This is a genomic window from Deltaproteobacteria bacterium (assembly GCA_011773515.1).
GTDB lineage: Bacteria > Desulfobacterota > Deferrimicrobia > J040 > J040 > WVXK01.
In genome coordinates this window covers 5,182-5,494 of the sequence record WVXK01000058.1, presented here as the reverse complement: position 1 = coordinate 5,494, position 313 = coordinate 5,182, and positions in this window count along the sequence as shown.

Here is a 313-nt window from a genome sequence, read left to right as displayed (position 1 = left end):
CTGAGTCCTGTACGGGGACTTGAAGCGGCTGTTCGATGGAGACGATAAGGTTTGCGGTCGGGCGGACATGCCGCCTCGCCCCTCTTCGGGTTCTTACTTTTTTTTGAGCAGCACCCTTATCCCGCCAAGCACGAAGCAGATTCCCGCGATGATTGCCCCCACATGGGTGAGTATTTTCCCGGGGAATGGCGAGTACACGTGCAGGTCCACCAGTATCATGGCGACTCCTGCCCACCCCAGGATCAGTATTGTGCGCTCGAACCGCATCCCTTGGACCGGATTCCATACAGCGTATATCACTATTCTACAGAGA